General features: G+C 62.8%; 9 protein-coding genes. 3 read left to right on the plus strand and 6 right to left on the minus strand.

The annotated features are described in order from the left end of the window. Positions 1-9: 9 nt before the first annotated feature. The 4 genes from FG95_RS01195 to FG95_RS01210 all read right to left on the minus strand — a co-directional run bounded on the left by FG95_RS01195 (position 10) and on the right by FG95_RS01210 (position 8,148). Entirely contained in the window at positions 10-2,946 is a 2,937-nt protein-coding gene (locus tag FG95_RS01195) for a YecA/YgfB family protein (protein ID WP_197411522.1), read from the minus strand. Then, positions 2,943-3,728 carry a hypothetical protein gene (locus FG95_RS01200; protein WP_037553329.1) on the minus strand — a complete coding sequence of 262 codons (786 nt, stop codon included), beginning with the start codon at positions 3,726-3,728 and terminating at the stop codon, positions 2,943-2,945. The genes FG95_RS01195 and FG95_RS01200 overlap by 4 nt, the downstream gene beginning before the upstream one ends. 39 nt (positions 3,729-3,767) lie before the next feature. After that, positions 3,768-6,731, minus strand: a complete 2,964-nt coding sequence (locus FG95_RS01205) for a TrlF family AAA-like ATPase (RefSeq protein ID WP_037553330.1) — start codon at positions 6,729-6,731, stop codon at positions 3,768-3,770. 511 nt (positions 6,732-7,242) lie between these two features. Beyond that, the gene (locus tag FG95_RS01210; RefSeq protein ID WP_037553331.1) at positions 7,243-8,148 is read right to left on the minus strand and encodes an endonuclease/exonuclease/phosphatase family protein; all 906 of its coding nucleotides are present in this window, start codon (positions 8,146-8,148) and stop codon (positions 7,243-7,245) included. 140 nt (positions 8,149-8,288) lie between these two features. Here FG95_RS01210 and FG95_RS01215 point away from each other — a divergent pair, with 140 nt between their 5' ends. Then, positions 8,289-8,564, plus strand: coding sequence for an HU family DNA-binding protein (locus FG95_RS01215; protein ID WP_037553418.1), 276 nt, complete (start codon positions 8,289-8,291; stop codon positions 8,562-8,564). A 249-nt stretch (positions 8,565-8,813) separates the two neighbouring features. Here the strand turns inward: FG95_RS01215 and FG95_RS01220 are convergent, their stop codons facing one another. Then, positions 8,814-9,245: an SOS response-associated peptidase family protein gene (locus FG95_RS01220; protein WP_235211416.1), complete on the minus strand. Its 432-nt coding sequence runs from the start codon at positions 9,243-9,245 to the stop codon at positions 8,814-8,816. Between the two features lie 136 nt (positions 9,246-9,381). Between FG95_RS01220 and FG95_RS01225 the strand changes: the two genes are divergently transcribed. Both FG95_RS01225 and FG95_RS01230 read left to right on the plus strand, forming a co-directional pair. After that, positions 9,382-9,999, plus strand: a complete 618-nt coding sequence (locus tag FG95_RS01225) for an SOS response-associated peptidase family protein (RefSeq protein WP_037553333.1) — start codon at positions 9,382-9,384, stop codon at positions 9,997-9,999. After that, complete coding sequence (locus FG95_RS01230; protein ID WP_037553335.1) at positions 9,996-10,433, plus strand: DUF1810 domain-containing protein; 438 nt, start codon at positions 9,996-9,998, stop codon at positions 10,431-10,433. The genes FG95_RS01225 and FG95_RS01230 overlap by 4 nt, the downstream gene beginning before the upstream one ends. A 12-nt stretch (positions 10,434-10,445) precedes the next feature. Here FG95_RS01230 and FG95_RS01235 read toward each other — a convergent pair whose 3' ends face one another. Then, positions 10,446-11,003: a cytochrome b gene (locus FG95_RS01235; protein ID WP_037553336.1), complete on the minus strand. Its 558-nt coding sequence runs from the start codon at positions 11,001-11,003 to the stop codon at positions 10,446-10,448. Positions 11,004-11,043 lie beyond the last annotated feature (40 nt).

The following is an 11,043-nucleotide window of genomic DNA, read 5'->3' on the forward strand; positions in this document are numbered from 1 at the left end:
CGCTCGCGATCATCGCCCGTGGCAGATTTTGTATTTCTTGCCAGAACCGCAGGGACATTTTTCGTTGCGGCCGACCTTTTTCCTCGGCTCAACCTCCCTGGGGGCACCGCGACGCTGATCGAACAGCGCCTGCAAAGGGGCAGGAATCACAACCTGTCGCTGCGGGGGACCGCCTTTGCGCCGAACCTCGCGAATGATGGCCTTCTGCTCCTGGAATGCCGCGCGATGGTTCGGATCCATCGCATCCTCGAACGGCAGCAGCCGCTCGACCTCGTTCGCCGCCGCATCATGGTCGCCGCAGTACGCAAGAACCACCGCATATAGAGCGCGAGCTTCGAGAACGGGCCCCGCGAGGCCCGCGCCTTGCAAGATGGGGAAGATGTTCCGTTCGAAGGCCTCGCGGGCGCTTATGAAGTCGTTCACCCAGACCAGTTCTTCGACAAGATCGAGACCAACCCGGACGAATGACTGGTAGGATTGCGACAGTTCGTAGAATTTCATCGCATGGATGCGTGCGAGAGTAGATCGCTGGCTCTTCCGGCCCAAGGCCTGCGCGAAAAGATCGTGACTGTCTGCCAGATGTTTCAGCCGATCGGTGAGATCTTCGTCTTTGGGAAGAAGCTCCCGAAGTTCGGGGGCGTTCCGTCCTATCACATCGTCGGGCCTGATCCCGAGCTCCCGATAATATTCGCCGATGAGGGCGAGTGCCTCACTTACCGCTGTATCGTTGTCGCCGAGCTTGAAGAGGGCGAGGGCGCGATTGTAGCGAAACACGCGCAGATGTTCGGGCTGGTCGGGAAGTCGATCCGAAACTTCGTCAAGCATGGCCCGGACGCCATCAATGTCGCCAAGCTCGGACAAGAGCAACATCCGCTTCATGCCCCAGGCCATCCACTCCTCGTCGCCGAGCTCGTTCGCCCTCAGCAGCGATTCCATCTCGTCGACCCGCTCCCGGCCGGCCTCATAATCTCCCTCGCGCAGATCATTGAAGACCAGGCCGTCGAGCGCCCACAGCCTTGTCTCGGCATCTCCGTTCGGATCGGCCGCGATCGTCAGCAGATAGGGTTCGATTTCCGGCCAGACCCCGAGTTCGTGGAACAATTCGTCTGTGGCAAACTGCACCAATATTCTCGCCTGACCGAGAAGCCCGAACAGACGGATGAGCAGTCCTAACTTCGCGAGGCTCCAGTTGGTCCGGATCGAGCTTACGATGACCCGCTGCAGCGAGCCCAAGGCTTTCTGCTCGAAGTCCTGACCCTTTGCCGAGACGTCCGCTTTGCCGAGTATCCTCACCGCGTCGTGAATTTTTAGGCCGCTATTCCCGAATAATTCCAGCGCACCCGTTGCGGGAAGCGCGCGCAACCGGGCCGTGGCCGCCTTCGCGTCGATGTCGCATGCGGCTTGAAGCAAGGCACTGGCTTCGTCCCGTGAGAGCGCGACATCGGCGAGGCTCAGGACCGCGATCGTTTCTCTGTCGACCGGCGGCAAGCCTTCGAACGCGCGCCTCAGGATAATCTCTTGAGCCGTCTCGACGATATTGGTCTGCTGCTCGATATCCGTACAAAAGGCCCTAATGTCGCCGCCATATTCGCGCGCCGCGATCGTCGCCGCATTGAGTACATAAAATGGCAGGCCTCCGGTAATTCTGGATAGCCGCTCGCAATCGCCGAAATCGGCACGGCAACCAGCATCTTGAACTGCCGCCGCGATAGTGTCTTCGTCCCAGCCGTTCAGAGTCTCGGCTTGAATATCTAGTCCTGCTTCGAGTTCGGCGATGTGCCGACCCGGTTGGCTCAGCAGGACAAATCGGAGATTGGGGCCCCGTGCTACCAGCGCCTCTATATCGGCCGCGGGAATGCGGTGGCTGTTATCGATGACGACAGCCGCGTGAAGGCCGTCTTCGCCGAGCTTGATGCTCAGCGCGCTCACCATGTCCAATCCGCTCGCGCCCGGCAGAAGAATTTCGCCGAGCTTGTCGTTGGAGCGACCGAACATCTTCGCCGCCACTTCGCGCGCTACCGCTGACGCGAGCGCGGGTCCCGGCGTGTCCCCAACGTCGAGATAGGTGACCGGGAGCGCAGCATGGACCGCGGCCTCGGCCATCCAGGCGGTTTTCCCCGAGCCCGAAAGTCCCGCTATGATGCGGACGGGCTGGTCACTTAGCAGGGCGGGTTCGTCGACCTGGGCGCGGTACACCGGGGGCGGCGCCGGAAGCTGCTGCATCTGGACCACGAGCTGCTCGAACAGGTCCGGCAATTCCTCGCGGGAAAAACTGTGATCCTCGCGCGGAGGCGTGCCAGCGGATGCGAGCATGACCATGGCGGCCAGCTTCCAGGTCAGCGTCTCCGGCCTGAGCAACCCGAATGGCAGCTGCGCCGCGAGATCCGAGCAATATGCAGCCATACCGGCAACATTGTCGGCAGGTCGAGGCAGGCAATTGTCGGAGGGCTCAGGACCGCCTGGCCAATGCAGCTCGACATCGTCAGGCCAGTCATCCGCGGCAATCTTCTTGAGCAGGGCTGGCGACGGAGGCGCATTCGTCGCGATCACGAATCTCGCGTCGCCAGCTCGCAGGCCGTTCTGATGATCCGCACGTATGTCCTCGAAACGCTCTAGTGCTCCTGAAATATCACTGGGATTGAGGACGTCCTGCCGCGTTTTGACCTGCGCATAGATACGGGCGTCCGGAAGCTGGACTTCAATGTCCTCGTCCCGCTCGACGATGATATGTTCGGCTCCCGCCTTTCCCGCGAGGAGAAGGCACGCTGCCGCGAAAAGATGCTGGTAGAGGAAACCCCTGTGTACGGCCTCGATCCGGATGAGTTGGCGCTCGTCGAGAACGAGGAGTTCGTCGACCGGCGGCTGTGGGCGTTCTGCCTCATCCTCCGCGCGGTGATCGGCCGCATTATGACCGGAATTGTCTCCGGGATCTTCTGACGCGGTCATCGTGTCGTGAAGGCTGCGACGACCTTGTTCGTCCCGTCCATGAGCAGGCCGCACTGAATGTCGGCGACCAGGACCGTCGAATTCACCGTGATATCGGTCGGATTGCTGATCGTCGTCTTGCCATAGGGGTAGGTGGCGCGAACGACATTCGGGAGCTTCGGCACGACAACAAAGGCAATCTTGGCTTGGGGTTTGAAGGCTTGCGCTTCGGCGACGCTCATGGGGATGGTCCCGATGACCCCACCCTTGTTGGCGATGAAAAGCTCTTCGCCATAGCGCGCCGGTTCACCCTCGAAGATCGCGTTCTCGGTCCGGGTAATCTTGCTGATGGTGGCCTTCGCCCCGAAGCCATTCTGCGCGGAATAGGTGCCGGTCGTGACCTCGCTGCTCGAAATCGTCACGTCGAGGTTGCTGAGGGTGCTGGCCTTCGGACTTTCGACTTTTGCATAATAGAAGGTGTCCCAAGCGCTGAAGTTCGTATTGTCGAACAGGTAGGACTTCACCTCGAAGGCTCCGAGATCGGCATTATAGGCCAGATATTCCGCGCCTTCGATCTTCTTCGAGATGATGAGGGGGCCGGAGCCGCCCGCTGCTGCGAGCCGGGCGCGGTATGCATCGCTGGTCTCGAATTCGTCCTTCGGCGCGACGGGCTTGATGGACGCGATAGCCTGGTCGAAGGTCTGGGGCTGCACCATGGTGCCCGTATAGGCTGCACAGCCCGATTGCGCCTGCGCCAGTCCCGGCGCGCAGATCAGCGCCGCAGCCAGAATGATTTTCCTCATTGGTTTTGCTCCCCCTTGAGCCCGTGCAAAATATCGAGACTAACGCTCCAGGCGAACGCGCAGGCGCCGTGCGCGCTCGCGAAACGCATGTTCCCCGCCCTCGAGAATGTCGCAGACCATCTTGCGGATCGGTGCATCTTCGAGGCCGCCGCTCGCATAGGCGATCTCGGGCAAGCCATCCCCCGGATGCGGGCCGGCCGATGCAACGATGACCTGATCGGCGTCGGTGTTGATCACCAGATTGGCGTTATGCGTGACGATGATGACCTGGCGCTTCGCCTTGGCCTTGAGGAACAGGCCGACGAGTTCATCATAGATCGACTTGGGATCGAGATTTTCCTCGGGCTGATCGATGATCAGCGGCCGCTCATCTGCGTTGTCGAGCGCGAGGTACAGCAGCAGGAGTACGATGCCGCGCGTGCCCGGCGAAAGTTTGCGGATGTCGACCCCATCATAATCGACGCTGTACCGGACTTCGATATGATCGGTGCCATAGAGCCAGCGCGCGAACAGCTTGAGCCAGCCGCGGAATGCGGCGGCATCGCTGCGCTGTGCGAGAGCATGTTCGAAGAAGCTCTTCTGATATTTTTGGCGAAAGTCTTTGAGCGCCTCGGTCACTTCTTCGGCGGTCCCACTCTCCCAAACGCCGCGAAGCTCGTCATTCGCGGCCTCGAGCAATTTGCCCTCGCCGCGGAACGGGCCCTGTCGGCGAAGGTCCAGCAGATCCTCGCCGCGCTTTGCCCACTCCGCCATGTCTGCTCGGCGGGTGACGGTGAATGCAAGCTTCCCGAGCGTCCCGCCCGTCTCGTCCATTCGCGCCCGGATGGGTGCGTAAAGGTCGTTGAGGACCTGCTGTTCCGAAAACACCGCTTCGAAGATCCGCCGGTAGCTTGACTGCCTTTCCGTAGGCAGGCCCTTGGCGCGCTCCTCTGCGCCCTCATAGTCCTTCAGCTTGTCCTGCAGGACCGAGAGCAATTCGGTCTCGGTCGTGATTTTCGTCGACAGGGAATTGAACCGTTCGCGTGTTTCCTTGTCGACGTTTATGATATCGCCGAGCCGCCGGATTTCCGCATCGAGCCGGCCAAGGGGAAGTCTCGTCAGATCGGCATCGTCGGCGATGAGCGGGGTCGCTGGATCGGTGATTGCGATATCGATCCCGCGCCACCCGTCACGGTTCTTCCGGGTGGAGGACAGGTTGTCGTTGATGATGCCGTCCACATTGCCGCTGTACTGCGTCAGAAACGGGTCCCACGCCTCTCCGGCTATGCCGGCATCCTTGTGGCGCTCTTGCGCATCGCGCAGATTTTCGGGCGCCTGATGGGTCCGGAAGTCCGAAACCTCGTCCTGGACGAGTAGCAACTTCTGCTCGCGATTGGTCAGGCGCCTAACCCGTGCGCGCACTTCGTTTGCCGCCTCGGTCAGGGCCTCGAGGCGCTTGATCCGGTCCTCGCTGCCTTTGCGGACAAGCTTGCCGCGGTCCTCGGTGAGCTGGGTGATCTTGAGCTTCTTCTCGTCGACCTGCTTCCGAATGGCCACGATCTGAGATTGCTTCTCGAGCTCGATGTTGATCCGGTCGGACAATTCCTCGAGCTTCTGTTCTTCGCGGCGTCGCGCCTCGCGGAACCGGGCTGCCTTGAGGTCGCGAAGGTCCGCAAAATCGACCGCGCCCTCTCGCTCGGTCGGGCTGTGGGCGTCAAAGACCACGCGCTCGACTTCCGACAGCAGGCCATCGGTCATTCCCTCCGGTGAGCAGAGCGATTCCACGAACTGCTGTGTCAGGTATCGAGCGCGGGCGTAGCCGTCCCATGCCGCCGCGGCATTATCGAGGCCGCGTTCGGTGACAACGCCATTGCCCCAATCGAGCTTCACCGTCGCATCGTCGAGATATTCGCTCGCCCGAACCAGGAAAGACTGCATAGGGAGCTGGTCGGCATGGGCATCGCAGCCCGCTGCGATCATGTCGGCCAGCGCGGTCTTGCCGGACCCGCGCGCACCAATGATCGCGACGAGGCCCGGGTTGAGATCGATCACCGAATTGGGGGCCCACGGCGCATTCGTCAGGGTCACACGGTGGATCGTCTCAGACGGCGCAGCTGCGGGCGGCGCCTCGGTCCCGACGTAAGCGCGGCCCTCGGGATCGATGCAGGCCTGCTTCAGTCCGTCGAATGTCGCCGCACCTTTGATCCAGGTATAGCGGTCGCCATCGGGCGCGCCCGTTCGTTCCACAGAATGCCCGTCGCTGCCGTGCATGCAGGGCTTGAGCCCGCCGTAGGTCTCGCAGATATGCTCGCGACTGGTTTTTCGGCCGAGCCAAAATTCACGTTGCGCCGGGCTCGACGCGAACATGATGTGAGCAAAATGTTCAATCTGCTGGCGCAAAGCTTGGTCTGCGCCATCTTGAAGTCCCGATGTCCCATCGCCCTTCGCGCCGGCGACCGCGATCAGGATATTCTCCTGCGCCCAGCTCATCCCCTTATATTCTTCACGGAGCTGATCGAAGCTTACCTTGAATTGTTCGGAGCCGTGGCGAAGCGCTGAACGATCATCGGTCAGCTCGGAATTGAGCGAACGTCCCAGGCGGATCAGCTCCGAAGGATTACAGGCGAAGGTGTCGGTCGTGGTCTTGAAGGTCAGGCGCTGAAGGAAGCGCGTGAGCTGCTCGATATGATCGGGATCGTCGGGGCAGACGAGCAGATGGGCGTTGATCCACGACCGCGCGGTTCCCACGCTGAACCGAAGCTCGATATTCGGAAAGATCAGGTCGCAGTCCTTGAGGCGACCTTGCTCCTTGCGCGCGCGAACCTCCTTGTAGAGTTCAAGCCCGTAATAGTCGGTAATACCGAGCGCACGGATCGCCGGCGTCGCACCCTCGATCGCGGCAAGATAGGCTTCCCAATCGCCCTTGAACTGGTCGTTGAAGATCGTGCCCGGGGCGTGGACGTGCGGATCCCATCGCAGCCACAACGATCCCGGTCCGATCGATTCCTCTTCCCCCACGGTCATGGCGCGGCACGCTATCGTCAACAGGGGGGAAACGGAAGTGCCGCCGCCAGATCAAACCATTTTGGATCTATTTTGTGCCGGGGCCTGCGGCCTGATCGCAGGGCGGCTCGGGCTCGCCGGAACCGCAGGACTTGCCGGCCGTTTCCCAGTGGCAACGTCCATAGGAGCTGTCATGGCAAGCGCACCGCCCGACCCGCATCCCGATTCTCCCCCGACCGGCCCCGAGCAAGTTCCGGAGCAGGTTCCCCTTCCTGATGACGACGGTCGGGAAAGTGTCGAGGACGTGCCTGACGCAGAATGATCGTCGGGCCGCTTGGCTTCTCGCCTGCGGCATGGCGCCCGCATATCTGCGGAGCGGAAATGGTAAGCCCCGCTACATCGCTGCAGCGGGGCTTCCCTAGATTGCATCCGAAGATGCGATCAAATTCTGCCATTCTTTCGTCTGGACAGGTAAGTGAAACGTGCCGGGCGCGCGATGGTTCCGTGGGCTACTTCGAGGCCCGGAATTTTTCTATCGCCGCAGCGTGACCGCGATCGGGCAGTGGTCCGAATAATGCTTCTCGCCGGGCGCATAGAGCGTTTCGCTGAACCCCGTCCGGTCGGCGGCGGCGCGCCGGTCGAGCACGATATGATCGATGAAACTGTCGTAACGCGGATCGCAGGCCGGCGGCTGGCCCGCGTCGGCGAGCATCAAATCGGCGTTGGCCGGATCGCCATCGTCGATTTTAGTCCAGATCGCGTCGCCGGGAAGCGCGAGCCGCCGGTTCCAGTCGCCCAGCACCGCGAAGCGCTCGGGCCCGGCGGCGGCCGCGTCGATCCAGGCTTCGAGCGCCGGAATCTGGTCCTGGAATATGGGGCAGGCCTTCGCCTCGTTCCCGGAGAAGCAGCCTGACTTGAGGTGGATGCCGAGAAGGCGGATCGGTGTGCGGCCCTCGGGGCGGAGCGTGATGTCGACGCCCGAGCGAAGCTGTTCGTTGCCGCGCATCAGCGACGTCACATCGGCATGGCGATCGAAGGCCATATCCTTGCGGATCGCAAAACCGACCGCTTGGCGGATCACCGTCTGCGACGGGAACTTGCCGCCGCAGGTGCCGCCCGGCGCGCCCTTCCGCGCTTCCATGATCACGACATATTTGGCGGGGTCGAAGACCCGCGCCGCGGCGGTCTCATTCTCGGCCTCCTGAAAGGCGATCACATCGGCGTCGAGGTCGTCGACGATGCGGCGCATCGCGGCATAATCGCTGTCATCCCTGGGGTTGCAGCCTTCGCCGTTCCTCGCGGCGAGAAATTCCAGGTTCCAGCTCGCAAGCTTGAGCGGTTTCGATGGAGCAGACGGGTTCGCGGGTGCGGAGGTCGCGGGCGAGCAGGCGGCAGCCAGCAGGAGCAGGGCGGATGCGATGAGGCGGTGGGGAAGCATCCGCCGCTACTGCCGCACGCCGCCACCGAGTGCAACTCGCCGTGCCGCGCCTTGGCGCGGCGCAGATGGCGCCGATCCGTCCGCGGCGCTATAGCGCCCGCCCGGCCGGGATCCTTCCGGCCGCTCAAGGAGATGATTTTATGAACCACGCCGAACTGTCGGACAGCGTCGCAACCGCACTTGGTCTGAGCAAGGCCGATGCGAAGAAGGCTGTCGATGCCGTTTTCGCTGCGATCACCGACGCCGCCGCCAAGGGCGACGAAGTCTCGGTGAACGGCTTCGGCAAGTTCAAGGTCAAGGAATCGGCCGCGCGTGAAGGCCGCAATCCCTCGACTGGCGAAACCATCCAGATTGCGGCTTCGAAGAAGCTGACCTTCGGCGCCGCGAAGGCCGTCAAGGATCGTCTGAACGGCTGAGCCGGTACGTCCCGCCGGCGTGCCCGGCGGGACGGCCGCGCGGCGGCATGTCGGGCGCGGCATCTGATGAGCGCGCTCTGGCCTCGCAGGCTCGGCCAGGGGTCGCACTTTTGTTTTGGCCGCGCGGCACACTCGGCTCGCTATCCTTGCGGGGCGGCGGCTAGGCACGGGAGCGCATCGCACGCCGCCCCGCTGCGGGCTCGCCAAGAGTGCGGTTGTTCGGGCCCTGCGGGCCGGCGACATCATGACCTAGAGCGGAAGTTCCGCCTGTTTGCGCAAAGGCTCAACGAACAGCGTGCGACGCGGCGGTTCCTCGAACAGCAGCTCGTTCGGCAGGCTGCCGTCGAGCCAATGGTTCGCGTCGCGCCGCTGGATGATCACGCCGTGGCGCGACTGATAGGGAATGACATCGGCGCCCGCCGGGATGGTGAGGATGCGGTAGGACAGCGGCCAGTCGGCGAGTGGCGGGTCCCACACTGCGGCGAGATAGAAGAAATTGCCGCTGTCGAGCGTCACCCGGTAGCGGTGATCGCCGGTTCCCATGCGAAACTCGGACGCCGGGATCAGGCAGCGGCGCGCCGGGAAGGCGCGGCCCTCGGCGCGCACGAAACGATAATTGATCCCGTCGCTAAACCGCGGGTCGGAACCCCAAACCGCTTTGACCATTTCGATCTCGGTCATATTGTCGGGATTGCGCCGGACGAGCGCTTGCACGCCTCCGCTCGGGGCGTCGGGATCGAAAGGGGTTGGCGCGATACCCATATGTGGAACATAATGGGAACGATGTTGAGTCGCAAGGGCGAGGGGGCCGACGCGCATGTGCAATGATTATCGGCTCGAAATTGACATCGCGTCGATCGCCGAGGACTTCGACAACCTCCAGATCAAGATCGACATGCCCGAGGGCGCACCGAACGTGCCGGCGCGCGAGGATGTCCGCATCACCGATACAGCGCCGATCGTGAAGAGCAGCGACGGCGCCGCCGCCGGATCGCTCGTCAACCGGCGCTGGAGCTGGCCCGGACAGGGCGGCAAACCGGTCTATAATGTGCGCTCGGAGCGCCGCGATCTCGGCATGCAGCGATGCCTCGTCCTCTGCGACGGTTTCTATGAGTTCACCGATCCCACCGACCCTGCGCAGAAGCGGCTCGACAAGTGGCTGTTCACGCTGAAGGACCATCGCTGGTTCTGCATGGCCGGCGTCTGGCGCGACAGCCATGTCGGCGAAGCCTTCAGCCTCCTGACCATGGACGCAGGTCCCGACATCGCACCCTATCACCATCGCCAGATCATTCCGCTGCCACGCGATCAATGGGCCGCTTGGCTCGATCCGCGCGTTCCGGCCGAGGACATATTGAAATGGCTTCCCGAAGGCAGCCTCGAGGTGACGCAGGTATATGGTAAGCCGCCTGCACAAGGCGCTCTTGCCTTATGACGAACGAAGAGGGACTCGATCTGTTCGTGACCGCGCAAGAGCAAATCTACCCGCGCGCGCTCGGCGAGATTCGCCGCGGCAAGAAGTGCTCGCACTGGATGTGGTTCATATTCCCGCAGCTGGCAGGCCTTGGCCGAAGCGCGACGTCGAAGCTCTACGGTCTCGCGGGAGCCGATGAGGCGCGGGCCTATCTGGCCCATCCGCTTCTCGGCGCGCGCTATGCCGAATGCGTCGAAGCGATCCAGGACCTGCCGGCAAGCGACCCGGTGGCGGTCTTCGGCGAGGTCGACGCCGTCAAGCTGCGTTCATCGCTGACATTGTTCGAGGCCGTGAGCCGGCGGCCGCTCTTCTCCGCCGCGCTCATCCGCTGGTTCGGCGGCGAGCGCGATGAGCGCACCCTCGGCCTGCTCAGCCGCGACGACAGCATGCCGTGACGCCGACGCGTGTCAGCCGCGCGGATTGCGAAACAGCGGCAGCATCCGGTGGAGCACTTCGTCCTTGTCGAAAAAATGATGCTTGAGCGCGCCGAGAACATGCAGCGCGAGCACGACGTAAATGGCCTTCACCATCAGCTTGTGTATGTCGCCGAGCTCTTCGGCGAGATCCTCGTTCAGCGGTAGCGGAAGATTGGGCGCGGGCACGGCGCCGTAAAGCGGCACTTCAGGCGCCCCGCCCGCCGACGCTGCGGCCCAGCCGAGAAGCGGGGCGCCGATCATCAGCACATAGAAGAGGACATGGGTCGTGCGCGCGAGCATCCGTTCCCATGACGGCATGCCGCCGGGGAAGGCCGGCCAGGGATGGCCGAAGCGCCAACCGAGCCGGATAATGCTGAGCGCGAGGATCGTGATCCCGACCGATTTGTGCAGATGATAATAGCCAAGTTTCTCGCTGTCCGAGGCGTCCTCCATCCAGCCGCCAAAGGTGGCATTGGCGATGATCAGGATGGCGATCGTCCAGTGCAGGACGATCGAGACGGTGGAATAGCGGCTGTGATTCTCACGCATGATTCGCCTCGCAATAGGTCCGTCACCGGTCTTCCAATGC

This window comes from Sphingopyxis sp. LC363 (assembly GCF_000756385.1).
GTDB lineage: Bacteria > Pseudomonadota > Alphaproteobacteria > Sphingomonadales > Sphingomonadaceae > Sphingopyxis.